22 protein-coding genes are annotated in these 23230 nt (G+C 74.1%); 13 read left to right on the forward strand and 9 right to left on the reverse strand.

Annotated features, from left to right (window positions below; genetic code table 11):
* Positions 1 to 797 (reverse strand): hypothetical protein (locus tag ACSNOG_RS11305; protein ID WP_436752458.1); only part of this gene is annotated, 797 nt, incomplete at its 3' end.
* A 460-nt stretch (positions 798 to 1257) separates the two neighbouring features.
* On the opposite strand from ACSNOG_RS11305, the gene ACSNOG_RS11310 reads away from it, so the two are divergent.
* On the forward strand, positions 1258 to 2145 hold the full coding sequence (locus ACSNOG_RS11310) for a DMT family transporter (protein WP_436752459.1): 888 nt from the start codon (positions 1258 to 1260) through the stop codon (positions 2143 to 2145).
* A 49-nt stretch (positions 2146 to 2194) separates the two neighbouring features.
* Positions 2195 to 2710, forward strand: a complete 516-nt coding sequence (locus ACSNOG_RS11315; protein WP_436752460.1) for an NUDIX domain-containing protein — start codon at positions 2195 to 2197, stop codon at positions 2708 to 2710.
* A 354-nt stretch (positions 2711 to 3064) separates the two neighbouring features.
* Here the strand turns inward: ACSNOG_RS11315 and ACSNOG_RS11320 are convergent, their stop codons facing one another.
* Together ACSNOG_RS11320 and ACSNOG_RS11325 are read right to left on the reverse strand one after the other, a co-directional pair.
* A complete protein-coding gene (locus ACSNOG_RS11320; protein ID WP_436752461.1) occupies positions 3065 to 3991 on the reverse strand; it encodes an NADP-dependent oxidoreductase in 927 nt (308 codons plus the stop codon).
* A gap of 20 nt (positions 3992 to 4011) precedes the next feature.
* On the reverse strand, positions 4012 to 5505 hold the full coding sequence (locus ACSNOG_RS11325) for an MFS transporter (protein WP_436752462.1): 1494 nt from the start codon (positions 5503 to 5505) through the stop codon (positions 4012 to 4014).
* A 177-nt stretch (positions 5506 to 5682) separates the two neighbouring features.
* On the opposite strand from ACSNOG_RS11325, the gene ACSNOG_RS11330 reads away from it, so the two are divergent.
* The 5 genes from ACSNOG_RS11330 (at position 5683) to ACSNOG_RS11350 (ending at position 10227) form a co-directional block, all read left to right on the forward strand.
* The gene (locus tag ACSNOG_RS11330) at positions 5683 to 6123 is read left to right on the forward strand and encodes a MarR family winged helix-turn-helix transcriptional regulator (protein ID WP_436752463.1); all 441 of its coding nucleotides are present in this window, start codon (positions 5683 to 5685) and stop codon (positions 6121 to 6123) included.
* Positions 6124 to 6243: 120 nt separating this feature from the next.
* Positions 6244 to 7188, forward strand: a complete 945-nt coding sequence (locus ACSNOG_RS11335) for an MBL fold metallo-hydrolase (RefSeq protein WP_436752464.1) — start codon at positions 6244 to 6246, stop codon at positions 7186 to 7188.
* A 141-nt stretch (positions 7189 to 7329) separates the two neighbouring features.
* The gene (locus ACSNOG_RS11340; protein WP_436752465.1) at positions 7330 to 8361 is read left to right on the forward strand and encodes a phosphotransferase family protein; all 1032 of its coding nucleotides are present in this window, start codon (positions 7330 to 7332) and stop codon (positions 8359 to 8361) included.
* A gap of 5 nt (positions 8362 to 8366) precedes the next feature.
* On the forward strand, positions 8367 to 9599 hold the full coding sequence (locus ACSNOG_RS11345; protein ID WP_436752466.1) for an acyl-CoA dehydrogenase family protein: 1233 nt from the start codon (positions 8367 to 8369) through the stop codon (positions 9597 to 9599).
* A gap of 79 nt (positions 9600 to 9678) precedes the next feature.
* Positions 9679 to 10227, forward strand: a complete 549-nt coding sequence (locus tag ACSNOG_RS11350) for a DUF2165 domain-containing protein (RefSeq protein WP_436752467.1) — start codon at positions 9679 to 9681, stop codon at positions 10225 to 10227.
* A gap of 109 nt (positions 10228 to 10336) precedes the next feature.
* On the opposite strand, the gene ACSNOG_RS11355 is transcribed toward ACSNOG_RS11350, so the two are convergent.
* Together ACSNOG_RS11355 and ACSNOG_RS11360 are read right to left on the reverse strand one after the other, a co-directional pair.
* Positions 10337 to 11431, reverse strand: coding sequence for a zinc-binding dehydrogenase (locus ACSNOG_RS11355; RefSeq protein WP_436752468.1), 1095 nt, complete (start codon positions 11429 to 11431; stop codon positions 10337 to 10339).
* Between the two features lie 29 nt (positions 11432 to 11460).
* On the reverse strand, positions 11461 to 12879 hold the full coding sequence (locus tag ACSNOG_RS11360) for an aldehyde dehydrogenase family protein (RefSeq protein ID WP_436752469.1): 1419 nt from the start codon (positions 12877 to 12879) through the stop codon (positions 11461 to 11463).
* Positions 12880 to 13047: 168 nt separating this feature from the next.
* Here ACSNOG_RS11360 and soxR point away from each other — a divergent pair, with 168 nt between their 5' ends.
* Positions 13048 to 13503, forward strand: a complete 456-nt coding sequence (soxR, locus tag ACSNOG_RS11365; protein ID WP_436752470.1) for a redox-sensitive transcriptional activator SoxR — start codon at positions 13048 to 13050, stop codon at positions 13501 to 13503.
* 97 nt (positions 13504 to 13600) lie between these two features.
* On the opposite strand, the gene ACSNOG_RS11370 is transcribed toward soxR, so the two are convergent.
* The 4 genes from ACSNOG_RS11370 to ACSNOG_RS11385 form a co-directional block, all read right to left on the reverse strand.
* The gene (locus ACSNOG_RS11370) at positions 13601 to 15043 is read right to left on the reverse strand and encodes an amidase (RefSeq protein WP_436752471.1); all 1443 of its coding nucleotides are present in this window, start codon (positions 15041 to 15043) and stop codon (positions 13601 to 13603) included.
* A gap of 121 nt (positions 15044 to 15164) precedes the next feature.
* A complete protein-coding gene (locus ACSNOG_RS11375; protein WP_436752472.1) occupies positions 15165 to 15776 on the reverse strand; it encodes a hypothetical protein in 612 nt (203 codons plus the stop codon).
* Between the two features lie 174 nt (positions 15777 to 15950).
* On the reverse strand, positions 15951 to 17261 hold the full coding sequence (locus ACSNOG_RS11380) for a serine-threonine protein kinase (RefSeq protein ID WP_436752473.1): 1311 nt from the start codon (positions 17259 to 17261) through the stop codon (positions 15951 to 15953).
* Positions 17262 to 17399: 138 nt separating this feature from the next.
* The gene (locus tag ACSNOG_RS11385; protein WP_436752474.1) at positions 17400 to 18686 is read right to left on the reverse strand and encodes an exo-beta-N-acetylmuramidase NamZ family protein; all 1287 of its coding nucleotides are present in this window, start codon (positions 18684 to 18686) and stop codon (positions 17400 to 17402) included.
* A gap of 200 nt (positions 18687 to 18886) precedes the next feature.
* On the opposite strand from ACSNOG_RS11385, the gene ACSNOG_RS11390 reads away from it, so the two are divergent.
* From ACSNOG_RS11390 to ACSNOG_RS11410, 5 genes are all read left to right on the forward strand, one after another.
* On the forward strand, positions 18887 to 19648 hold the full coding sequence (locus ACSNOG_RS11390) for an SDR family oxidoreductase (RefSeq protein WP_436752475.1): 762 nt from the start codon (positions 18887 to 18889) through the stop codon (positions 19646 to 19648).
* A gap of 20 nt (positions 19649 to 19668) precedes the next feature.
* Complete coding sequence (locus tag ACSNOG_RS11395) at positions 19669 to 20256, forward strand: TetR/AcrR family transcriptional regulator (RefSeq protein WP_436752495.1); 588 nt, start codon at positions 19669 to 19671, stop codon at positions 20254 to 20256.
* A 105-nt stretch (positions 20257 to 20361) separates the two neighbouring features.
* Positions 20362 to 20979, forward strand: coding sequence for a TetR/AcrR family transcriptional regulator (locus ACSNOG_RS11400; RefSeq protein WP_436752476.1), 618 nt, complete (start codon positions 20362 to 20364; stop codon positions 20977 to 20979).
* Positions 20980 to 21067: 88 nt separating this feature from the next.
* Positions 21068 to 22411 (forward strand): homogentisate 1,2-dioxygenase, encoded by a 1344-nt coding sequence (gene hmgA, locus ACSNOG_RS11405; RefSeq protein ID WP_436752477.1) that lies wholly within the window; start codon positions 21068 to 21070, stop codon positions 22409 to 22411.
* Between the two features lie 22 nt (positions 22412 to 22433).
* Complete coding sequence (locus ACSNOG_RS11410; protein ID WP_436752478.1) at positions 22434 to 23189, forward strand: GntR family transcriptional regulator; 756 nt, start codon at positions 22434 to 22436, stop codon at positions 23187 to 23189.
* The last annotated feature ends 41 nt before the right edge of the window (positions 23190 to 23230 follow it).

A 23230-nucleotide genomic window follows, 5' to 3' on the forward strand; every position in this document is an offset into this window, starting at 1 on the left:
CCCGCGGCGTCGTCGGTGCTTTCGTCGACGTCCCATTCGAGCCACCAGTCGAAGGCGGCCTTCATCACCTGGCGGGCGCGGCGGCTGGTCCAGTGGCCGGAGCGGGCGGGGTCCCCGGGCTCGACGCCGGCGCGGGCGAGGACGCGGTAGCGCTCGGCGTGGGCGACGACGGGCAGCACGGCCAAGGGCGAGTCGGCGGGCGCCTGTTCGGCGGCCCAGGCGGCGAAGTCGTAGACCTCGTGCAGGGGGTCGTCGCGGTCGCCCTGCTGGTGTTCGGCCAGGCACGCGGCCATGAGGTGGTGGGCGTGGTGGTGGTCGCGGTGGCGGGCGCGGACCTGGTCGAAGGCGCGGACGCGCTCGTCGTCGGTGCCGGTGCGGCGGGCGAGGATGAGGACGGCGAGCCAGGGGGTCGGGTCGGCGGGGGCCATCCTGGCGGCCGCCATGCAGGCGGCGCGCGCCGCATCGGGGCTGTCCTTGCCGCTCACGGCGCGGAAGACGGCGGCGCAGGCGAGGAGGGCGGCGGCGTCGGGGCTGTCGGGCTCGGCGAGCTGCCACTCGCGGGCCCAGGCGACGCTGGAGGGGCCTTCGGCGAGGACGACGAGGCGGTGGCCCCGGCGGTCCCAGTCGTCGCCGGTCTCGGCGAGCAGATTGCGGGCCTCGGTCCAGCGGCCGCGCGCCAGGGCGTCCCGGACTCCGGCCAGTTCGGCGTCGTCGAGGGCGGGATCGAAGGTCACTCCGTCCTTGTTCCGGGCGCGGGCGGCCCGGGCAGCTTTCCCCAGGGGTGGCGGGGGCGTCATCTGCGGGCTTCCTCCACGGCGTACGTCCCCTCCGGCCGCCGGGTCGGGGCGTCCGCATTCATCCCTGTCAGTCACGCACAGCAAAGCGGTAGTCACGGCTCCGAGTCAAGACCCGATCTTGAGGCTGACACGGCATCAACTCACAAACCATCAGTTCCGGTTACCGTTGTTCACTCCCTCGTGCCCCAGGGGCCGCTTTCCTCCTCCGCGCGCCCGGCGGGCCCGCCGCCGCAGCGGTCCGCACGGGGCCCGGAGGTACCGTGGGAGGGGACGCCCGACCCGCGGGCACGCCCGGTCGACGAACAACCGTTCGAGCGAGGGTGGGGCACTCCCGGGCGGTGTCGACCGTTGGAGGGGATGGCCGCCCGAAAGAGGGGTACCCGGCCGTCACACCGCTCACAAGGCGGCTATCGTTTTTCTGTCAAGTCCCCGACGACCGAGTGGTCTTGAGGTGCGCGACGTGTTGGTCTTCGCCTTCGCCGTGAGCGCGGCCTTCTGCCTGGGCATCGGCTTCGTGCTCCAGCAGAACGCCGCACAGCGGGCCCCGATGAGCGACTTCCTCTCCCTGCGGCTGCTGCTCGACCTCGTCCGGATGCCGCGCTGGCGGGCCGGCATCGGGATGATGGTGTGCGGCATGGCGCTCGGCGCCGTCGCCCTGGGCCAGGGCGAGGTGTCGCTGGTCGAGCCCCTCCTCGCGACGAACCTGCTGTTCGCCATGGCCCTCTCCCGCCGGCAGACCCGCCAGCCCCTGGGGCGTACGGGGTGGGGCGGGCTGTGGCTGCTGGCCGGCGGCGTCGCGGCGTTCATCCTGGCGGGACGGCCGCACGGCGGCGCCACCGTCACCGATCCCCTGCGGCACTGGCTGATCATCGGCGTGATGGTCGGCGGCGCGCTCGCCCTGGCCGCGATCTCCAAGCGCGTGCGGATGAGCGTGGAGGCGCCGATGCTGGGGGTGGCCGCCGGGCTGCTCTACGGCGTGCAGGACGCCCTCACCCGCGTCAGCGGCGAGCGGCTCTCCGAGCACGGCTGGACCGCGTTCTTCCTGAGCTGGCAGCCCTACGGGGTGCTCGTCCTCGGCGTGACGGCGCTGGTGTTCGTCCAGAGCGCCTTCGAGACGGCGCCGCTGCGGCTGTCCCTGCCCGCCCTCACCGCGGCCCAGCCGCTCGCGGGGATCGCCTGCGGCGTGGGCTTCCTGGGCGACCGGCTGCACACCTCGCCCGGCGCGCTGGCCTGGGAGGCCGCCGGGCTGGTCGCCATCGTGACCGGCATCGTCCTCATCGGGCGGCACCCGGCCATGCCGTCGGGGAGCTCGCCGTCCGACCGCATACGGGACCTGCAGCCGCACTGACGCCGGTGCCGTGCCGGGCCGGGGTTCCCCGCGCTGCTTTCATGGGGGCATGAACGATCAGACACCGCTGCCGGCGGACGAGCTGCTGGACATCGTCGACGAGCAGGACCGGGTGGTGGGACAGGCCGCGCGCGGCGAGTCCTACGCCCTGGGGCTGCGGCACCGCTGCGTGTTCGTCCTCGCCCGGGACGCCCGGGGGCGGATCTTCGTGCACCGGCGCACGCCCGGGAAACTGGTCTTCCCCTCGCGCTACGACATGTTCGTGGGCGGGGTCGTGGGGGCGGGCGAGAGCTACGACGAAGCGGCGCTGCGGGAGGCCGAGGAGGAGCTCGGCGTCTCCGGCCTGCCGGCCCCCACCCCGCTGTTCCGGTTCCTGTACGAGGGCCCGGGGGGCTCGTGGTGGTCGGCGGTGTACGAGGTCCGCTGCGAGGTGCCGGTGCGGCCTCAGGTGGCGGAGGTCGCCTGGCACGCGTTCCTCTCCGAGGAGGAACTGGAGACCCGCCTCGCGGAGTGGGACTGGGTCCCGGACGGCTTGGAGGCGTACCGGCGCTTGCGGGGGCGCTGACGCTGGGTCGGTGCGGGGTCCGCTCCGCGGAGGTTCGGCGGCCCCCCACGGGCCGCCCGGGCGGGGGCCGCTCGCCGTTGCGGCGGGGTCGGGCGCCCCTGGCTCGGGCGGGCGTGGCACCGCCGGGCTCCGCCGCGGGGGTTGATCACCGCTGCGGCGGAGGGAGAGGGCCCGGCAGGGCCGGGGGCTCGGGCCGCGCCCCGCGCGAGCCGCCCCCGAGCTGCGCTGCGAGCGCCGCCGCCCTGGGCCCGTGTCATGAACGGCACCGCCGGGCTGCGCCGCGGTGGTTGATCACCGCTGCGGCGGAGGGAGAGTGCCCGGCGGGGCCGGGGCGGTGGGGTGGCGTCGTCCGGGTTAGGGCATCGTTACTACGATTTTGCCTCGGGTGTGGCCCTCCGCGTTGAGGCGTTGGGCTTCTGCCGTGCGTTCCAGGGGGAAGACCTTGGCGACCTCCACCGTGAGGGTGCCGCTTTCGGCCAGGTCCGTCAGGGCCGTGAGGTCGGACGCGTCGGGGCGGACGAAGACGTAGCGGCCGCCGAGGCCGAGGACGGCCGGGTCGGCGACGGAGGCGAGACGGCCGCCGTGGGCGAGCAGGGCGGGCGAGGCCGTCAGCGCCTCCCCGCCGGCGAGGTCGAGCACGGCGTCGACGCCGTGGGGCGCGAGCGCCCGGACCCGCTCGGCGAGCCCCTCGCCATAGGCGACGGGCTGCGCGCCGAGCGCACGCAGGTAGTCGTGGTTGCGCTCGCTGGCCGTGCCGATGACGCGCGCGCCGAAGTGCCCGGCGATCTGGACGGCCATGCTGCCGACGCCGCCGGAGGCCGCGTGGATCAGCACGGTCTCGCCCTCCCACACCCGGAGCGCCTTGACCAGGGCCTGGTAGGCGGTGAGCCCGGCCAGCGGCAGCCCGGCGGCCTGTTCGAAGGTGAGGTTCTTCGGCTTGCGGGCGAGGGTCCGCACGGGCGCGGCGACGTATTCGGCGAAGGTGCCGCGGGAGAGGAAGTCCTCGCGGACGTAGCCGATGACCTCGTCGCCCTCGGCGAATTCGGGGGCGTCGGCGCCCGGCCGGACCACGACGCCGGCCATGTCCCAGCCGGGGACGACAGGGAAGACGGCGTCGAGGGCGGGCTGGAGGTAGCCGGCCTGGGCCTTCCAGTCGACGGGGTTGACCGCGGCGGCCTTGACCTTGACCAGGACGGAGTCGGGGCCGACCGTGGGGGCGGGGAGCTCGCCGTACTCGAGGACCTCCGGTCCTCCGTAGCTGCGGTAGCTGATGGCCTTCATGGGTGGTGCTCCTAGCGGGGTCAGGCGGAGGCGGGTGCGGTCTCAGCGTCCGCCGCGGGGGCGTGCCCCGCCACTTCGGCGCTCCGGGCGCGGATCGTGCGCAGGCCGAGCCCGGCGACGAGCGCGACCAGCAGGAACGCCGTGCCGGCGATGACGAACGTCAGGGTGAACTGGCTCTCGGCGGGCAGCTTGGGCGCCCCCGGCGGCAGGTGTTCGAGGCTCTTCGAAGCCAGCACCGTGGTGATCATGGCGCTGCCGATGGCGCTGCCGGTCGAGCGCGAGATGGAGTTGATGCCGTTGGCGATGCCGGTCTGGTGGTGCGGGACGCTCGCGACGATCACGGCGGGCATGGCGGCGTAGCCGAAGCTGATGGCGGCGCCGACGAACATGCCTGCGGCGATCACGGAGATCGTGTGCTCGTGGTCGAGGGCGATCCACACGAAGCCGGCGGTGCCGATGAGGGAGGCGAGCAGCAGGACCAGACGGGGGCCCTTGTGGCGGACGAGCTGGCCGCCGATCGGGGCGGCGAGCAGCGAGACGATGGTGCTGGGCAGCAGGTATTCCACGGAGGCGCGCAGGACGCTGGCGGAGAACCCGTACCCGGCGATCTTCTCCGGCATCTGCACGAGGTAGGAGACGCCGATGAAGAGGGCGAAGGAGCCGAAGCCGACGAGGAGGCCCGCGATGTTGGCGAAGAGCACCGGTCGGTGGGCGAACATCTTCATGTCGACCAGCGGCTCGCGCACCTTGCGCTCGACGAGCGTCCACAGCGCGGCCATCACGACGGCGCCCGCGAAGCAGCCGATCGTGCGGCCGGAGGACCAGCCCCACTCGTGGCCCTGGGTGATGGGCAGCAGGAGCAGGACGAGGGTGGCGGCCAGGGTGAGCGCGCCGAGGACGTCGGTGCGCCCGCCGGTGGTCTCCCGGGTGGCGGGGACGAGGAAGGCGACGGCGATCAGGGCGAGCGCGGCGAGGCCGGTGGCCAGCCAGAAGGCGCTGCGGTAGTCGGGGTCGTCACCGGAGGTGAGCAGGCCGGTGGCGACGAGCGCGAGGCCGCTGCCGAAGGCGAGGGTGCCGCTGACCATGGCCATGGCGCCGGGCAGCTTGGCCGGGCGGACCTCCTCGCGCAGCACGGACAGCGCCAGCGGGAAGATCGCGGTGGCTGCGCCCTGCAGGACGCGGCCGACGATCAGCCAGAGCAGGGAGTGCGTCACCGCGGCGAGGACGGAGCCGGCGACCATCACGATCAGCACGCCGACCAGGGTCTTCTTCTTGCCGTGCTGGTCGCCGAAGCGGCCGAGCAGCGGGGTGAAGACGGCGGCGGAGAGCAGGGTCGCGGTGGTGACCCAGCTGACGTTCGCGGACGTGGTGTGCAGGTCGTTCTGGATGAGGCCGAGGATCGGCACGACCAGGGTCTGCATCATCGAGACGACCATGGCGGCGAGGCTCAGGGCGAAGACGATCACCGTCTCGTTGCGCTGGGTGCCCCGCTCGGCGGGCGCTGGGGAGGACATGGGTGGGGGTTTTCCTTCGTGTGGCTCTGCATCGCTGCGTGCCGCATCGCTGCAGGCCGCATTAGTTCAAGACATGGATGCTTGAGGAAATCAAGCAACCGGTCCACCGTAGGCCGGGATATTTAAGGTAGTCAAGTTAATGATTTAAGTCATGAAGCTCTTGAGTACACTCGAACCATGACCGGCACCGCCTACCCGCCCCCGACCAAGGCCCAGCTCCTGGAGCTCGTCGCCGCGCTCGGCACCGCCCAGTGGCAGGACTTCGCCGCCGCCGCTGCCCGGCAGGGCCTCACCTCCGTCCAGGCCAAGCTCCTCGCCCAGCTCAAGGGCCCCGTCCCGATGCGCGGCCTCGCCACCCTGCTGGTGTGCGACGCCTCCAACGTCACCGGCATCGTGGACCGCCTGGAGGCCCGCGGCCTGGTGCGCCGCGAGCCGGACCCGGGCGACCGGCGGGTGAAGAACGTCGTCGCCACCGACAAGGGCCACGAGACCATCCGCCGGGTGCGCGCCGAGATGCAGGCCACCCACAGCGCGCTCGACACCCTCGACGAGGAGGAGCGCACCACGCTCTACGGGCTGCTGGAACGGCTGCGCCCGGGCATGGAGCACCGCGGCTGAGAGCGCGGGCCGGCCGGGCCGGCACCCTCCGCCGCCCCTCCACCGCCCTCCCCACCGCGCCCGTATTCTGACGGGCAGTCCGATCCGCGCACCCCGCGCGGCGGCAAGGGGAGGTCATCCATGTCCAGCACGAGCCCGGTCGCGCCCGTCGGCGCGGAGCCGACCGAGCCCTACACCGTCCGCCTCGCCCCCGGGGTCACGGCCTTCGTCCAGCCCGACGGCGGCTGGTGCCTGAACAACGCGGGGATCGTGACCGGCGGCGGCCGGACGGCACTGATCGACACCGCCGCGACCGAACGCCGCGCGCGGCTGCTGCGCGACGCCGTCACCGGGGCCGGCGCTCCCCTGCCGTCCACGATCGTCAACACCCATCACCACGGCGACCACACCTACGGCAACTGCGTCTTCCCCGAGGCGACGGTCGTCGGCCACCGCGAGTGCCGCCGGGAGACCCTCGCCGCGGGCCTGCAGCTGCACGGCATCTGGCCCTGGGTCGAGTACGGCGACGTGCGCATCACGCCCGCCGAGCTCACCTACGAGGACACCCTCACCCTGCACGTGGGCGACACCGAGGTCGAGCTGATCCACCCGGGCCCCGCGCACACGACCGGCGACACCGTCGCCTGGCTGCCGCAGCAGCGCATCGTCTTCACCGGCGACCTCGTCTTCAACGGCGGCACCCCCTTCCTCCTCATGGGTTCCCTGGCGGGCTCGCTGCGCTCCCTGGAGGTGCTGCGCGCCCTCGGCGCCGAGACCGTCGTGCCCGGGCACGGGCCGGTCACCGACGCCGGTGCCTACGACGTCATCGAGCGCTACTTGCGCTGGCTGCAGGAGCTGGCCCGCACCGAGCACGCCGCCGGCCGCACCCCGCTGGAAGCCGCCCGCCGTGCCGACCTCGGCGAGTTCGCCCGGCTGCGCGAGAGCGAGCGCCTCGTGGCCAACCTGCACCGCGCCTACGCCGAACTGGAGGGCGGCCGCCCCCTGGCCGCACCGCTCGACATGCCCACCGTCATCGCCGACATGACGACGATGAACGGCGGGCGTCCGATGACCTGTCACGCGTAAGCGATCACCCGCGGCGCACCCCCGCGGCACCTCCGTGCACCCCGGCACCTCCCGGCGCACCCTGGACGCCATACCGACTGGTCGGCATGATGATCCGGGACCGCCCGGCGGCGGGTCCGACGACGCGTGGAGGAGCACTCGATGAGCTCGACCGGCAGGAGCAACCCCCCGGGACTCGACCCCGACCGGCTGCGTGCCCATCTGGAGCGGGAACGCCCGGGGCTCGTACGGGGGCCGCTGTCGGCCGAGTTGATCGAGGGGGGCCGGTCCAACCTCACCTACTCGGTCACCGACGGCACCGGCCGCTGGGTGGTGCGCCGTCCTCCGCTCGGGCATGTGCTCGCCACCGCCCACGACATGCGGCGCGAGCACCGGGTCATCAGCGCCCTGCGGCCGACCGCGGTGCCCGTGCCGGAGACGGTGCTGCTGTGCGAGGACGAGAGCGTCCTCGGATCGCCCTTCTACGTCATGGAGTTCGTGGCGGGCACGCCCTACCGCACGGCGGACCAGCTCGCCGCGATCGGGCCGGACCGCACCCGGCAGGTCGTGCTCGGCCTCGCCGACACTCTCGTCCACCTGCACGCCGTGGACCCCGGGGCGGCCGGGCTCGCGGACTTCGGCCGTCCGGAGGGCTTCCTGGAGCGGCAGTTGAGGCGCTGGGGCAAGCAGCTGGAGGCCTCCCGCAACCGCGACCTGCCCGGCATCGACGCGCTGCGCTCCGCCCTGGCCGGCGCCCTGCCCGCCTCCCCCGCGCCCACGGTCGTGCACGGCGACTTCCGCCTCGACAACGTCCTCGTGGGAGACGACGACACCGTCAAAGCCGTCCTCGACTGGGAGATGTCCACCCTGGGCGACCCGCTGACCGACCTGGGCCTGCTGGTGATGTACAGCGAGCAGGAGCCCGTCCCCGGCTCCCCCGTCAGCACCACGCGCACCGCGCCCGGCCATCCCGACCCCGCCGAGATCGTCGAGCGCTACGCGGCGGGCTCCGGCCGCGACGTCTCCGCCCTGCCCTGGTACACGGCCTTCGCCTACTTCAAGCTCGCCGTGATCCTGGAGGGCATCCACTACCGCTACACCCTCGGGCAGACCGTCGGCGCGGGCTTCGACCGCATCGGGCAGCTCGTCCCGCTCTTCATCGGCAACGGACTCTCCACCCTGCGGAAGGGCTGACCGGCATGGACTTCGCATTCGACGCCCGCACCGAGGAACTGCGCGGACGGCTGCTCGCGTTCATGGACGAGCACGTGTACCCGGCCGAGGCCGTGGCGGAGGAGCAGCGGGCCGCGCTCGCCGACCCGTGGACGGCGCCGCCGGTCGTCGCCGAGCTCCAGCAGGAGGCGCGGCGGCGGGGGCTGTGGAACCTCTTCTTCACCAACCAGCACGGCCTGCCGGAGCAGGAGTACGGCGCCGGGCTGACCAACCTCCAGTACGCGCCGCTCGCCGAGATCACCGGCCGCAGCCCGCAGCTGGCCCCCACCGCCCTCAACTGCGCGGCGCCCGACACCGGGAACATGGAGCTGCTCGCCCGGTTCGGCACCGAGGAGCAGCGCAAACGCTGGCTGGAGCCGCTGCTGGACGGCCGGATCCGGTCGGCGTTCGCCATGACGGAGCCGGACGTCGCCTCCTCGGACGCCACGAACATCGAGACGCGCATCGTGCGCGACGGCGGCGACTACGTCATCGACGGCCGCAAGTGGTACATCTCCGGTGCCATGAACCCCGCTTGCGAGATCTTCGTCGTCATGGGGAAGACCGATCCGGACGGGGAGGACCCGCGGCGGCAGCAGTCGATGGTGCTGGTCCCCCGGGACACGCCGGGCCTGCGGGTCCGGCGCGCGATGCGGGTCTACGGCTACGAGGACCACTACCACGGCGGCCACGCCGAGGTCCTCTTCGAGGGCGTGCGGGTGCCCGCGGCGAACCTCGTGGGCGAGGAGGGCGGCGGCTTCGCCATCGCCCAGGCGCGCCTCGGCCCGGGCCGCATCCACCACTGCATGCGGCTGATCGGGATGGCCGAGCGGGCGATCGAGCTGATGTGCCGGCGCGCGCTGGACCGTACGGCCTTCGGCAAGCCGCTGGCCGCGCAGGGCGTTATCCAGGAGTGGATCGCCGACGCGCGGGTGGCGGTGGAGCAGCTGCGGCTGCTGGTGCTCAAGACGGCCTGGCTGATGGACACCGTCGGCAACCGCGGCGCGCACACCGAGATCCAGGCCATCAAGATCGCCACCCCGCGGACGGTCGCCGGCATCATCGACCGGGCCGTCCAGCTGCACGGCGCGGGCGGCGTGGGCCAGGACTTCCCGCTGGCCGAGCTGTGGGCCGCCGCGCGGACGCTGCGCCTGGCCGACGGGCCGGACGAGGTGCACCAGCGGTCCCTGGCGCGGCGGGAGCTGCGGCAATACCGCTAGTACGAACGGCGTTCCCCCGCGTACCGGCCGCGTGTGCGGGCAGAGATAGTCCGTAGGCGCGGCGGACCGGGGGTATCGCATGGCCACCAGGCGGAAGGGACCGAGGGACGCCGTGCGGCTGGGAGGGCTTCCGTTCGCGGCGGCCGCCCTGACCGCCACGGTGGCGCTCTACATGGCGCTCGTCGCCTTCGGCAACATCACCGACTTCGGTACGAACCGGGAGTTCGTCCGCCACGTGCTGGCGATGGACACGACCTTCGGCGACGACGACCTGATGTGGCGGGCCGTCACGGACCGCACCCTGCAGGACATCGCCTACGTCGCGATCATCGTCTGGGAGGCGCTGGCCGCCGTCGTGCTCGTGGCCGGGACGGTCCTGTGGGCGCGCGGCCTCACGGCACGGGGCACCGGCTACCGGCGTGCGCGGCGGGTGAGCACGCTGGGGCTGGTGATGGTCCTGCTGCTGTTCGGGGCGGGCTTCATCGGCATCGGCGGCGAGTGGTTCGCCATGTGGCAGTCCCAGAAGTGGAACGGCCTGGAGGCCGCCGGGCGGAACTTCCTGCTGGCCGGGTTCGTGCTGGTGCTGATCCACCTGCCCTCGCCGCAGTGGCATTCCCCCGAGGGCTGAGGACCGCCCTCCGGGAACGACCTGCCGTCGCCTGGGGGCACCCCCAGCGGTAGCAGGGGGAGGCATTCCCCCGAGGGCTGAGGGGCGCCCCCGGGGGAATGCCTCCTGTCTAGGCGTCCTCGGAGAACACCACCAGCGACCGCCCGCCGCGCCCCGCGAGCATCGCCTCGAAGGCGCCGGCGATGCCGTCGAGGCCGATCCGGGCCGTCACCAGGGCGGAGAGGTCGAAGCGCCCGGCGCGCACGTGCCCGGCGATGACGGGCAGGTCCTTCGCCGGGTCGCTGTTGCCGTAGACGCAGCCCGAGAGCGTCCGCCCGAAGAAGAACAGCTCCAGGGCGGAGAACGTCACCTGCTGGTCCATGCCGCCGATGCCGACGACGGTGGTGCGGCCGCCCTTGCGCGTCGACGACCAGGCCGTACGGATCGCGTCGGCGCGCCCGGCGCACTCGATGGCGACGTCCGCGCCCCAGCCTCCGGTGAGCGCCCGGACGGCCTTGGCCGTGTCCGCGCTCGCCACGACGAACTCGGTGGCACCGGCGGCCCGGGCCAGCTCCTCCTTCTCCGGCGAGACGTCCACGGCGACGATCGTGCCCGCGCCGGCGATCCGCGCGGACTGCAGCGTGGCCAGGCCGACCCCGCCCACGCCGTACACCGCGACCGACTCGCCCTCGCGCACCCGCGCGGAGTGGTGCACGGCGCCGTAGCCGGTGAGCACCGCGCAGCCCAGCAGGGCCGCCTCCACGGGCGGGATCCCCGCGGGGAGCGGGACGGCCGCTTCGGCCCGGACGACGGTCTCCTCGGCGAAGACGGCCGTGCCGAGGCCCGGGTAGAGCGCGCTGCCGTCGGCGGCGAGGCTCGCGTACGGCAGCGTGGCGGCGGCCGCGGAGCCCGCGCACAGCCAGGGCTCGCCGAGCCCGCAGAAGCGGCAGCCGCCGCAGGAGGGCGCCCAGTTGAGGACGACCAGGTCGCCCGGGACCACATGGGTCACCCCCTCGCCCACGGCGGTGACGCGGCCCGCGCCCTCGTGGCCGAGGACGGCGGGCACGGGCTGGCGCAGCGTGCCGTTGGAGAGCGAGAGGTCGGAGTGGCAGACCCCGGCCGCGGCGAGCCGGATGCGCACCTGGCCGGGGCCGGGCGCGGGCAGGTCGATCTCGGCTATCTGCAGCGGTGCGCCCACGGCGGGCAGTACGGCGGCGCGGATCATGCCATTCCTCCTTCTGCAGCGGGAAACCGTCAGAACTGGAGCGACTTCGTCTGGAGGTACTCCCCCAGGCCGTGGACGCCCAGCTCGCGGCCGACGCCCGATTCCTTGTAGCCGCCGAAGGGCGCCAGGATGTTGAACCCGCCGCCGTTGATCTCCACCTGGCCGGCCTCCAGGCGCCGCGCGAAGGCGGCGGCCCGCTCCGCGTCGGCGGCCCAGACCGCGGCGGCGAGTCCGTAGACGGTGTCGTTGGCGATTCGGACGGCCTCCTCCTCGTCCTCGTACTTGATGAAGGAAAGGACCGGGCCGAAGATCTCCTCCCGGGCGATGGTCATCTCGGGGGTGACGTCGGCGAAGACCGTCGGGGCGACGTAGTAGCCCTTGTCCCGGCCCTCCGGGACGGCCGGGCCGCCCGCCACGAGGCGCGCGCCCTCCTCGATGCCCCGGTCGATGTAGTCGCGCACGCGCGCGTGCTGCTTGGCGTTGACGAGTGGGCCGACGCGCACGCCGGGAGCCGTGGGGTCGCCCGGCGCGAAGTCGGCGAGCGCGGCCGCCGCGAGGGCGACGGCCTCCTCGTACTGGTCGGCGTGGACGAGCGTGCGGGTGAGGGCGTTGCAGGACTGGCCGGTGTTGCGGCACACGTCGGCGACGTTGGCGGCGACGGCCTTCGCGAGGTCGGCCCCCGGCAGGATGACGTTCGCGGACTTGCCGCCCAGTTCGAGGGCGACGCGCTTGACGGCCGCCCCGGCGATCGCGCCGATCCGCTTGCCCACGGCCGTCGAGCCGGTGAAGGAGACGAGGTCGACGCCGGGGTGCTCGGCGAGCGCCTGGCCGGCGATGGGGCCGAGCCCGGTGACGAGGTTGAAGACGCCGGCGGGGATCCCGGCCGCGTGGACGCACTGGGCGAAGAGCCGGGCGGTCAGCGGCGTGTCCTCGGCGGGCTTGAGGACGACCGTGCAGCCCGCCGCCAGCGCCGGGGCGACCTTGGCCACGACCTGGTGGAGCGGGTAGTTCCAGGGCGTGATGGCGCCGACGACGCCCACCGGCTCGTGCAGCACCGTGGAGTTGCCGATCCGCTCCTCGAAGGGGTGGCTCGCGGCGAGCTCGGCGTAGGAGCCGGCGACGGCGATCGGCAGCCCGGTGTGGACGCGCGTGGCGAAGCCCGTGGGGGCGCCGAGCTCGGCCGTGACGGTGGCGGCGATCTCCTCCTGGCGGGCGGCCAGCGCGTCGCGCAGTGCCGCGAGGTACTCGCCGCGCCGCGCGGGAGGGGTGGCCGCCCAGCCGGGCAGCGCCGCGCGGGCAGCGCGGACGGCCGCGTCGACGTCCTCGGCGTCTCCGGCCGGGACGGTGGCGATGACCTGCTCGTCGGCCGGGTTCACGACCTCGATCGTTCCGGTCCCCGCGGCGGGCCGCCAGCTTCCGTCGATGTACATGCCGTCGTGCGCACTCACTGGTCGTCTCCTCGCGGACGCGGAATCAAAGGTGCCCACAGCTCACGTCCCCCGCAGCTGTGGTCCCAAGCTAACGCCGGGGACGCAAGGCGTACCAGGGGGCGCCGTGGCCGCGGGTGTGGCCGTCGTCTCAATGCCGGGGGCCGCCGGTCACGTAAGGTCTGAGCTGTGCCGCAGATTTCGAACAAGGTCCAGGAACTCACCGTCGGCCAGCTGTCCGCGCGCAGCGGCGCGGCGGTCTCCGCCCTGCACTTCTACGAGACCAAGGGCCTGATCAGCAGCCGCCGCACGTCCGGCAACCAGCGCCGCTACGACCGTGACGCGCTGCGCCGCGTCGCCTTCATCCGCGCGGCGCAGCGCGTCGGCATCCCGCTCGCCACGATCCGCGAGGCGCTCTCCGAGCTGCCCGACGAGCGCACCCCCAACCGGGAGGACTGGGCGCGGCTGTCCGAGATGTGGCGCGGCGAGCTGGAGCAGCGCATCACGCAGCTGGCCCGGCTGCGCGACCACCTGGACGACTGCATCGGCTGCGGCTGCCTGTCGCTGGAGAACTGCGCGCTGTCCAACCCGGACGACCTCAACGGCCTGCGGGGCGCCGGCTCCCGCCTGCTGGTCGAGCACTGAGCCTGCCGGACGGCCGGGGCCGCGGCCCGGTCCCCCGGGCCGCGGCCCCGTGCCGTTCGCAACGGCTCGTCCCGGCGTCACCGCATGGCCGGCTTCGTCACCACATGGCCGGCTTCCGCCCGGCCCAGGGGCGGGCCTCCTCCAGCTGTGCGGAGAGCGAGATGAGGGTGGCCTCGTCGCCGTAGCGGCCGCCGAGCATGACGCCGACGGGCAGGCCCTCGGGCGTCCAGTGCAGCGGCAGGCTCACGGCGGGCTGCCCCGTCGCGTTGTACAGCGGGGTGAAGGGCGTGAAGCCCATGACGGCGGCGAACTCCGCTTCCGGGTCGGCGTCGTTGCGGACGGCGCCCACGGGCAGCGGGGGCCGGGCGAGGGTGGGTGACAGGAGCACGTCGTAGCCGGTGCCGGGCGCCTGGAGGGCGTCGGCGACGAGCCGGCCGATTGCGCGCATCCGGTACAGGGCGGCGGCGAACTGCGGCCCGGTGACGCGGGCGCCGCGCTCGCGCAGGTGCCGGGTGAGGGGCAGCAGGTGCTCCGTGCCTCCCGGGGGTACGGGCACGAGCGTCGAGAGCACCTCCCACACGGTGACGAAGGCGGCGGCGAGGGCGTCGTCGGCGGGCAGCGTCAACTCTTCGACGTCGTGGCCGAGTTCCCGCAGCAGGGCGGCCGTCTCCTCGGCGGCCCGCCGGCACTCGGGGTGCACGTCCACACCCGGAATCGGCGCTTGCGTGATGTGGGCGACGCGCAGCCTGCCAGGGGCGCGACGCGCCCGGCCGGCGAAGGTCTCGCCCGGCGGGAGCCCGGGCGCCGCGTAGGGGTCGCCGGGCACCGTGCCGGCCATCACGTCGAGGAGCGCCGCCGCGTCCGCGACCGTACGGGCGAGGGGCCCGGAGCTGCCCAGGCCCGTCACGTCGTACAGGACCGGGCCGGAACTCACCCGTCCGCGACTGGGCTTGATCCCGAACAGGCCGCAGGCGGACGCCGGGATGCGGATCGAGCCGCCTCCGTCGCTCGCGTGCGCCAGCGGCGCGAGCCCCGCGGCGACGGCGGCCGCCGCCCCGCCGCTCGATCCGCCGGCCGACCGGCCGAGGTCCCAGGGGGTGCGGGCAGGCGGCGCCAGGGCGTTCTCGGTGTGGGGCGGCAGGCCGAACTCGGGGGTGTTGGTCTTGCCCAGCAGGATCGTTCCCGCCTCGCGCAGCTTGGTCACCACGTGGTCGTCCACGGGCGCGACGTGCCCGGCGAACGCCGCCGAGCCCATCGTCCAGCGCACCCCGGCCACCTGGTTGAGGTCCTTGACCGGCACGGGCACGCCGTGCAGCGGCGGCAGCGGCCGGCCTTCGCGCCGGGCGGCCGACGCCGTGCTCTCGGCGTCGGCCGCCTGCTTGCGCGCGATGTCGGGAGTGACGGTGATGAAGGCACCCACGGCGGCGTCGAGCCGCCCGATGCGCTCCAGGTAGTGCTCGGTCAGCTCGACGGGCGACACGCGCCCCGCCCGCACCGCCTCCCCCTGCTCCACCGCGGTCAGGTCGTGCAACTGCGCCATGCCGTCCGCCTTCTCCTCGAACCGGTGAGCCGTGCACGCATCCTCGCACCACCGGCCGACGGCGGACACCCCGTTCCCGGCCTCCCCGTTCCCGGACTTCTCGTCCCGGCCTCCTCGTTCGTCACACCGCCGCGTACCGGTCCTCCAGCACCCTCCGGCGCGCCGCGGCCAGCGCCCCCGGGGTCAGGACGGGCGCCGGCACGATGATGCCGCAGTCCGCGCAGACGGGGCCCTGCGCGGGGCAGCGGTCCAGGTCGGGGCGCCATTCGAGGCGGTCCTGCGCGCAGACCGGGCAGCTGTCCCCGGGCGCGGCCTCCATCGCGGCGATGACCTTGCGCAGCACGTCGGACAGGCGGGCGGCCGGGTAGGCGGTGGGGCTGACGCAGGGCACCATGTCACAGCCGCCCCAGGTGTGGCGGTGCCAGGCGTCGGCTCCGGCGAGCTGCCGGATGCCGTCGTGCTTCTCGCGCTTGCGGCGGTCGGCGAAGGACGCCTCGTAGGCCAGCCAGACCGCGCGGGCCTCCTCCAGCTCCGTCAGGGCCACGACCAGCCGGGCCGGGTCGGGGGACCGGTCGGCGGGGTCGATCCCGGCGAGGTCGCACAGGTGGTGCCAGGTCGCCCGGTGGCCGTAGGGGGCGAAACGTTCGAGGCACTTGCGCAGGGAGGTCCGCCGCAAGGCGATGGTGTTCCGTGGATTGCGCACCTCTCGTGCGAGTGCTCTGAAACCTGCCACTGCATCCCACCTCCGACAGCGCGGACTCGGATCGACATGGAAGGGACGTAACTCATCGCCATTCGGATCCATCGGCCGCGGTGCACGGCCGACTCCGCTCTGCTACCCCGAAGTGGCCCGGGGATGTGGGAACGCGCGAACGTGGCGGATCCTCACTCTCCGCTCACGTTTCGTTCACGGACGCAGGAGCCGGCCGGCCAGCAGGATGACGCGGGCCAGCTCCTCGTGGCAGATGTCGCTGTGCGCGCCCGACGGAGGGCCGCCGCGCGCGACGACGGAGGACGCGTCCACGCTGACGCAGCCCCCGTCGGGCAGCCCGTCGCGCAGGGCCTCGTCGAGGCCGAGCCGCGCGCAGGAGTCCACGGCCTGGATGCCGTCGTGGCCGACCGCGCCCCACCGGCCGTCGTCGGACCCGAGGACGCTGTCGTCCTGGCCGGAGACGCGGGACGCGAGCGGGTAGAGGACGCCCAGGGCCGAGTCGTGGCGCGAGTGGCAGGCCACCAGCGGCCCGCGGACGCGCCCGTACAACCCGTCCAGCGCCCCGCCGTTGCCGGTGTCGAACGGCAGGCGCGAGGAGAAGGCGTAGTGGGAGAAGGCGCCTTGGAGCAGGGTCACGCCCGCCAGGCACGTGCTGTCGCCGGGCAGCCCGCGCAGCGCGAACGACACCAGGCGCGCGCCGAAGCTGTGCCCCGCCAGGTGCACGCGCAGGGCGGGCGCGGAGGCGGCCAGCGCGGCGAGCGCGGGTCCGAGGCCCTTCTCGCCGACCGTGCCGGCGCGCTTCTTCATCGTGTAGTACGACATCTGCCGCAGCACTTCGAGGGCGCCGCCCCACAGCCGCTTCAGGCCGCCGCCGAGGAAGGCGGGCGGCAGGGCGCCCATGTGTCCCAGGGCGGAGGCGAACGCCTCGCACACCTCCTGGGCGTCACCGGTGAGCAGATGGGGCTCGGCGGCTCCGTCCTCCGGCTCGCCCGGCGCGCCGGTGGCGGCCGCTCCCTGCGGCGGGGCGGGGGCGAGGCCGCGCACGAGGGAGACGAACTCCTCCAGGCGTGCGGGGTCGTCGGACTGCTCGGCGGCGAGCTCCGCGAGCCGGTCCGTGACGGCCGGATCGCACGGCAGGATCCTGACCAGGGCCTCGCGGGTGGCGGCGTCCAGCGCGGGCGGGGCGGGAACGTCGCCCGGGCCCGCGGCTGCCGCCGCCGACGGGAAGTCCGGAACGGCCTCCCCCGGGAAGCGCATGGACGGCCAGATCACGCCGGCGTAGCCGACGCGCGCGCCGGGCGCACCGGCGAGCAGGCCGGGGAAGGGCTCGAAGAAGCGGGAGTAGAGGCGCGTGGCCATCGGCCTGTCGTTGTTCCAGCCGTGCGCGAAGACCACCAGGTCGGTCAGGCCCGCATCGGCGACCCCGCGTATCAGGGCGTCGCGCTCGCCCGCGTCGACGTCCCCGTCGGCGTCGAACGTGAGCTCCCAGTATGGATCCACACTCATGCCGGACATGGCATTCCCCCTTGAGCGGTCCTGTGCCGGCGCATCGTCCCGCCGTCGAGGAGGCCTGTCCAGACTTCCGCCACGCCCTTCACGCTTCCGTGTCCCGGCCCCGCGCGCCCCGGGTCCGCGCACAAGGCCTCAGTCGTACAGCAGGTGTTCCTCGCGCGTCGCGCGGAAGGCCTCCAGGCCGGGCTGCCAGGCTTCCACGATGTCGTCGACCGAGGCTCCCGCATCGGTCATGGTGCGCACGGACGCCGTCCCGGCGAGGCGGTCGATCCACAGGTCCGGGCGCCAGGCGAAGCCCGGCCACACGCGCCTGGCGGTCACGAGCAGGGCGACGCCGGTGCGCACCGGGTCGTACGCCCACCGGTCGTGCACGTGCAGTTGCACCCCGCCGATGGTGCGGCCCCGGAACTTGGAGAACACCGGCACCGCGTACGTCTCCCGGAAGCGCACGCCGGGCAGTTCCAGGGCGTTCAGGGCCGCGGCCCAGCGGCGGTCGATGCCCTCGGCGCCGACGATCTCGAACGGGCGGGTCGTGCCGCGCCCCTCGGACAGGGTGGTGCCTTCCAGCAGGCAGGTGCCCGCGTAGGCGAGGGCAGTGTCCGGCGTGGGCACGTTGGGGCTCGGCGGCACCCAGGGCAGCCCGGTGCCGTCGAAGAACCGCGTGCGCCGCCAGCCGCTCATCGGCACCGTCTCCAGCCGCGCGGCGCGCCCCGCGGCACTCGGCACGCCGTCGGCGTTGAACAGCAGGGCGAGTTCGGCCACGGTCATGCCGTGGGCCTGCGCGAGCGGTTCGCGTCCCACGCCCGACGCCAGGGAGCGCTCCAGGACCGGGCCGTACGCGCCGCGGCCCGTCAGGGGGTTGGGCCGGTCCAGGACGACGACGCGCAGGCCCGCGAGCGCCGCGGCGACGAGGCAGTCGTAGAGCGTCCAGACGTAGGTGTAGAAGCGTGCGCCCACGTCCTGGACGTCGAAGACGACGGTGTCCACGCCGGCGCGGCCGAACAGCGCGGCGATCTCCCGGCCGCGCAGGCCGTAGACGTCGAACACCGGCAGGCCGGTGGCCGGATCGGTGCCCGCCTTCTCCGAGCCGCCGGCCTGCGCCGTGCCGCGGAAGCCGTGTTCGGGGCCGAACACCGCGCGGAGGTCCACCCTCGGGTCGGCGTGCAGCACGTCCACGACGTGGCGGAGGTCGGCGGTGACGCCGGTGGGGTTGGTGACGACGCCGGTGCGGGCCCCGGCGAGCTGGTCGTAGCCGCTCTCCGCCAGCCGGTCGAAGCCGGTGCGCACGCGCGGTCCGGCCGCGGCCTCCGCCGGCGCGGCGACGGGCCCGGCGAGCGCTCCCGCGGCCGCCGCGCCCAGCACCTGGCGGCGCGTCACATGCCGTGTGTGCGGGGGAGGTCCCCCGGAAGAGTGCCGCATGGGCACGGACAGTACGGCGTGCGTGCGGCGGCAGCGCTCCGCCGGGCCGGGCCGCGCCGCAGTTCAGGCCGGGGGCGCAACGGCCGTCCCCCGGAGGACGCAGCCGGAGCGCAGGCGTCCGGGCCCGTCCCGGCCTCTTCCCCCGGCACATACCGACTGGTTAGTCTGCCGCCCTGCAGCCGAGCCGAGGGAGACCGAGCGTGGGCATCGTGCGGGACGCGGGAGTGGTCGTCACGGGAGCGGGGGGCGGCATCGGCGCCGCGCTGGCCCGCCGCTTCGCGGCCGAGGGCGCACGGGTGGCGGTCAACGACCTCGACGCCGCCAAGGCGGAGGCGGTCGCCGCGGAGATCGGCGCCACGGCCGTCCCCGGCGACGCCTCCGACGTCGTGCAGGCGGCCCGCGAGGCGCTCGGCGGCCGCGTCGACATCTACTGCGCGAACGCCGGCGTGGCCCCCGCGGGCGGGCCCGAAGCCGAGGAGGACCTCTGGGAGACCGCCTGGGACGTCAACGTCATGGCCCACGTGCGGGCGGCGCGCAAGCTGCTGCCCGAGTGGCTCGACCGCGGCAGCGGCCGGTTCGTCGCCACGGTCTCCGCCGCCGGGCTGCTGACGATGCTCGGCTCGGCCCCGTACAGCGTGTCCAAGCACGCCGCCCTGGCCTTCGCCGAGTGGCTCTCCCTGACCTACCGCCACTGCGGCATCGACGTGCACGCCATCTGCCCGCAGGGCGTGCGGACGGACATGCTGCGCGGCACGGGCCCGGCCGGGGACCTGGTGCTGGTGCCCACGGCGATCGAGCCCGCACAGGTCGCCGACGCGCTCTTCGAGGGAATGGCCGCGGGCCGCTTCCTGATCCTGCCGCACCCCGAGGTCGCCGACTACTACGCGGCCCGCGCCACCGACCCCGACCGCTGGCTGCGCGGCATGAACCACCTCCAGCGCAAGCTGGAAGAAGAGCTGTGAGCGCCGGAGGCACGGAGGGGATGGCGCAGGAGCGGGGCGGCTGCTCCGTGCCGCAGCGGCTGCTCGCCGCCGCCACCCGGCTCTTCGCCGACCGCGGCTACGACCGCACGTCCGTCCAGGAGATCGTGGAGGCCGCGGGCGTCACCAAGGGCGCCCTCTACCACTACTTCGGCTCCAAGGACGACCTGCTGCACGAGGTCTACGCACGGGTGCTGCGCCTGCAGCAGGAGCGCCTGGACTGCTTCGCCCGCTCACAGGCGCCCGTCGAGAAGCGGCTGCGGGAGGCGGCTGCCGACGTCGTGGTCACGACCATCGAGAACCTCGACGACACGAAGATCTTCTTCCGCTCCATGCACCACCTCTGCCCCGAGAAGCTCGCGCAGGTGCGGGCGGCACGGCGCACGTACCACGAGCGCTTCCGGGCCCTGGTCGAGGAGGGCCAGCGCTGCGGCGTCTTCACCTCGGCCACCCCCGCCGACCTGGTGGTGGACTACCACTTCGGCTCGGTCCACCACCTGGGCGCCTGGTACCGCCCGGAGGGCAGGCTGAGCGCCGAGCAGGTGGCCGGCCACCTCGCGGACCTGCTGATGAGGGCGCTGCGGCCGTAACGCACCGGACCGGCCCACACCTCCCTAAGCGCTTGCTCACCCCGGGGTATGGTGTTCGTTCCGCGGGCGCAGGGCCCGGGGCGGGCCGGGAGAGCGGGGCGTGGGATGGGTGCGGAGGGGCAGCGGGGCGGGCAGTGGGCCGACGTCACACCCGATGCCGCGCGGCGGCTGGTGACCGCCGCCGTCGAGGCCTTCGCCGAGCGCGGCTACCACGCCACCACCACCCGCGACATCGCCGGCCGCGCCGGCATGAGCCCCGCCGCGCTCTACATCCATTACAAGACGAAGGAAGAGCTGCTCTACCGCATCAGCAGCGTCGGTCACCGCCTCGCGCTCGACATCCTGCGCCGGGCGCGGGACTCCGGCGGCAGCCCCGCCGACCGGCTCTCCGAGGCCGTGCGGTCCTTCGTCCGCTGGCACGCCGAGCACCACACCACCGCGCGGGTCGTGCAGTACGAGCTGGGGGCGCTGGGCGAGGAGCACTACGCCGAGGTCGTCGCCCTGCGCCGGGACACCGACGCCGCGGTGCGCTCCATCGTGGAGGACGGGGTGGCCTCGGGCGACTTCGCCACCGCGGACGTCCCGGGGACGACGCTGGCGGTGCTGTCGCTGTGCATCGACGTCGCCCGGTGGTTCAACGCCGAGGGCAAGCGCACACCGGACGAGGTGGGCGAGCTGTACGCGGACCTGGCGCTGCGCATGGTGGGGTACGCGAAGAAGTAGGGCGCCGTTTCGCGGCCTGATCCATTGACGCGCCCCGCCAGGAATCCTACGGTCTCCCATAGGAATCCATCGGCGCTGGGAGCACGCGATGAGCGGTAGGGGCAACGAGCAGGCGCGGAAGGCCGCCGAGGGGCTCGCCTACTCGGCCGGTTTCGGCAACGAGCACAGCAGCGAGGCCGTCCCGGGCGCACTGCCCGAAGGGCGCAATTCCCCCCAGCGGGCCCCGCTCGGGCTGTACGCGGAGCAGCTGAGCGGCACGGCCTTCACCGAGCCCCGGCACAGCAACCGCCGGTCGTGGCTCTACCGCATCCGGCCCTCCGCCGCGCACCCTCCCTTCACCCGCACCGGCAACGGCCACCTGGCGAGCGCGCCGTTCGCCGACGCCGTGGCCGACCCCAACCGGCTGCGCTGGGACCCGATGCCGGAGCCCGCCGAGGGCACCGACTTCCTCGCCGGCCTGTGGACCCTGGGCGGCAACGGCGACGTCACCCAGCGCGCGGGCATGGCCGTCCACCTCTACGCCGCGAACGCCTCCATGACGGACCGGGTGTTCAGCGACGCCGACGGCGAGCTGCTCATCGTGCCCGAGCGCGGCGGACTGCTGCTGCGCACGGAGTTCGGGCTGCTGCGCGCGGAGCCCGGGCACGTGGCCCTGATCCCGCGCGGGGTGCGCTTCCGCGTCGAGCTCCTCGACGCCACCGCCCGCGGCTACGTCTGCGAGAACTACGGGCAGCCCTTCGTCCTCCCGGAGCTGGGGCCGATCGGCGCGAACGGGCTGGCGAACGCGCGCGACTTCCTCGCACCGGTGGCCGCGTACGAGGAGGCCGACGGCCCCGTCGAGGTCGTCAACAAGTTCTGCGGCAACCTCTGGACGGCGACGTACGACCACTCCCCCCTCGACGTGGTCGCCTGGCACGGCAACCTCGTGCCGTACGTCTACGACCTGCGCCGCTTCAACGTCATCGGCTCGATCAGCTACGACCACCCGGACCCGTCGATCTTCACGGTGCTCACGTCCCCGTCGGACACCCCGGGCCTGGCGGGCGTCGACTTCGTCGTCTTCGCGCCGCGCTGGCTCGTGGGCGAGGACACCTTCCGGCCGCCGTACTTCCACCGGAACGTGATGAGCGAGTACATGGGCCTCATCGAGGGCGCCTACGACGCGAAGTCCGCCGGGAAGGGCGGCTTCGTCCCCGGCGGCGGCTCGCTGCACAACATGATGTCGGCGCACGGCCCGGACCGGGACACCTTCGAGGCGGCCAGCGCGGCCGAGCTGAGGCCCCAGAAGGTGGACGACGGGCTGGCCTTCATGTTCGAGACGCGCTGGCCGGTGATCACGACGGAGCAGGCCCGCACCGCAGGCCACCTGCAGACGCGCTACGACGACGTGTGGCAGGGTCTGGAGCGTCATTTCCGCCAGCCCCGCCCATGACGCCGTACGAGCCGGAGTGTCCGTGACCACCTTCGCCCCCGACTCCCTCGCGCTCAACCGCAAGCTGCCGCTGTGGTACCAGGTGTCGCAGTCGTTGCGCGCCTCGATACTCGGGCGCTGCCCGAGCGATCCGCTGCGCCTGCCCACCGAGGACGCCCTCGCCGAGCACTACGGCGTGAGCGTGCTGACCATGCGGCAGGCGCTGAAGGAGCTGGAGGCGGAAGGGCTGATCAGCAGGCACCGGCGGCGCGGCACCTTCATCGAGCCGAGCGCCCGGCGGGCCTCCCCCGTGCGGCTGCTCGGCTCGGTGGACGCGATCGTGGCGCAGCAGTCCGGCGAGCGCACCACCGTGCTGGGCCACGGGCCGGCGGCGGTCCCGGCGGAGCTGGGCGAGCACTTCCCCGACCTGGAGGAGGCGGTGGTCTTCCGGCGGCTGCGCTGCGACGGGGGGTCGGGAGAGCCGACGAACTGGGCGGAGAACCTCGTCCGCCCCGAGCTCGCCGAGCGCATCGACCTGGCGGACCTGGCGCGCTGGCCGATGACGAAGGTGCTGCGGGACGTGGTGGGCGTGCGGATCAGCAGGATCACCGACACGGTCGAGGCCCGCCTCGCCGACCCGGAGACGGCGCGGCTGCTGCAGGTGCCGCTCCTGAGCCCGATCCTGCACTACACGGGTGTGACGTACGACGCCTCGGGCCGGGCGGTGGACGTGGCCCGGATCCGCTACCGGGGCGACCGGTTCTCCTTCAGCGTCACGCTGGAGGCGGACGCCGACTGACCGCCGGCGGGCCATGACCGGCACCGGGCGACGCCGGCCGG

The organism is Streptomyces sp. URMC 124 (genome assembly GCF_051386455.1).
Lineage (GTDB): Bacteria > Actinomycetota > Actinomycetes > Streptomycetales > Streptomycetaceae > Streptomyces.

Bases quoted from the DNA above. Each gene is read 5' to 3' on its own strand.
- ACSNOG_RS11315 (WP_436752460.1), top strand. From the start codon at position 2,195: ATGAACGATCAGACACCGCTGCCGGCGGACGAGCTGCTGGACATCGTC.
- ACSNOG_RS11335 (WP_436752464.1), top strand. From the start codon at position 6,244: ATGTCCAGCACGAGCCCGGTCGCGCCCGTCGGCGCGGAGCCGACCGAG.
- ACSNOG_RS11400 (WP_436752476.1), top strand. From the start codon at position 20,362: ATGGGTGCGGAGGGGCAGCGGGGCGGGCAGTGGGCCGACGTCACACCC.
- ACSNOG_RS11350 (WP_436752467.1), top strand. From the start codon at position 9,679: ATGGCCACCAGGCGGAAGGGACCGAGGGACGCCGTGCGGCTGGGAGGG.
- ACSNOG_RS11345 (WP_436752466.1), top strand. From the start codon at position 8,367: ATGGACTTCGCATTCGACGCCCGCACCGAGGAACTGCGCGGACGGCTG.
- ACSNOG_RS11395 (WP_436752495.1), top strand. From the start codon at position 19,669: ATGGCGCAGGAGCGGGGCGGCTGCTCCGTGCCGCAGCGGCTGCTCGCC.
- ACSNOG_RS11380 (WP_436752473.1), bottom strand. From the start codon at position 17,261: ATGAGTGTGGATCCATACTGGGAGCTCACGTTCGACGCCGACGGGGAC.
- ACSNOG_RS11340 (WP_436752465.1), top strand. From the start codon at position 7,330: ATGAGCTCGACCGGCAGGAGCAACCCCCCGGGACTCGACCCCGACCGG.
- ACSNOG_RS11370 (WP_436752471.1), bottom strand. From the start codon at position 15,043: ATGGCGCAGTTGCACGACCTGACCGCGGTGGAGCAGGGGGAGGCGGTG.
- ACSNOG_RS11385 (WP_436752474.1), bottom strand. From the start codon at position 18,686: ATGCGGCACTCTTCCGGGGGACCTCCCCCGCACACACGGCATGTGACG.
- ACSNOG_RS11320 (WP_436752461.1), bottom strand. From the start codon at position 3,991: ATGAAGGCCATCAGCTACCGCAGCTACGGAGGACCGGAGGTCCTCGAG.
- ACSNOG_RS11355 (WP_436752468.1), bottom strand. From the start codon at position 11,431: ATGATCCGCGCCGCCGTACTGCCCGCCGTGGGCGCACCGCTGCAGATA.
- hmgA (WP_436752477.1), top strand. From the start codon at position 21,068: ATGAGCGGTAGGGGCAACGAGCAGGCGCGGAAGGCCGCCGAGGGGCTC.
- ACSNOG_RS11330 (WP_436752463.1), top strand. From the start codon at position 5,683: ATGACCGGCACCGCCTACCCGCCCCCGACCAAGGCCCAGCTCCTGGAG.
- ACSNOG_RS11325 (WP_436752462.1), bottom strand. From the start codon at position 5,505: ATGTCCTCCCCAGCGCCCGCCGAGCGGGGCACCCAGCGCAACGAGACG.